The organism is Microbacterium sp. NPDC088619, from assembly GCF_044752825.1.
In the GTDB taxonomy this organism is placed as follows: Bacteria; Actinomycetota; Actinomycetes; order Actinomycetales; family Microbacteriaceae; genus Microbacterium.
The window spans coordinates 1-748 of record NZ_JBIVLZ010000001.1; the positions used below are offsets into that span (position 1 = coordinate 1).

Here is a 748-nt window from a genome sequence, read left to right on the forward strand (position 1 = left end):
TACGGTCGAGAACCGCATGACAATGACTTTGTTATGTGTTTTGATTGAAACATCTATAGTGTTTCGGCGGCCATAGCGTGAGGGAAACGCCCGGTTACATTCCGAACCCGGAAGCTAAGCCTCACAGCGCCGATGGTACTGCAGGGGGGACCCTGTGGGAGAGTAGGACACCGCCGGACTTCTTTTAAGCAAATGGCCACCCATCGTTGGGTGGCCATTTTGCGTTAACAACATCTAGAACAGGGAGCATCATGCCGGAAGAGGAAGAGCGCCGTCCGCGTCGCAACGACGACAATGGATCGCGCGGTCACCGACCTTCCGGGGGACGCTCTGATCAGAACCGCAGCAGCGGTCCGCGTCGTGATGACGCGCCCCGACGCGAGGGTGGCTATAACCGAGATGGTGGTGCCCCTCGTTCCGGTGGGTACAGCCGCGATGGTGGCGCTCCGCGCCGTGACAATGACGCGCCGCGCTCCGGTGGTTACAACCGTGACGGCGGGGCGCCGCGTTCGGGTGGTTACAACCGTGACAACCGCGATGGTGGTGCTCCGCGCTCTGGTGGGTACAACCGCGACGGCGGTGCCCCGCGCCGCGATGGCGACGCTCCCCGTTCCGGTGGGTACAACCGTGATGGTGGTGCTCCGCGCTCTGGTGGGTACAACCGTGATGGTGGTGCACCCCGTTCCGGTGGGTACAACCGTGACGGTGGTGCCCCGCGCCGTGACGGCGACGCTCCTCGCTCTGGCGG

1 protein-coding gene and 1 rRNA gene are annotated in these 748 nt (G+C 63.5%); both read left to right on the forward strand.

Annotation, left to right across the window (positions count from 1 at the left end):
- Positions 1-62: 62 nt before the first annotated feature.
- Positions 63-179: ribosomal RNA gene (gene rrf, locus ACIP5T_RS00005) — 5S ribosomal RNA — on the forward strand.
- A gap of 346 nt (positions 180-525) precedes the next feature.
- Positions 526-748, forward strand: a 223-nt coding sequence (locus ACIP5T_RS00010; RefSeq protein ID WP_400859579.1) for a hypothetical protein, incomplete at its 3' end; no start/stop codon positions are given.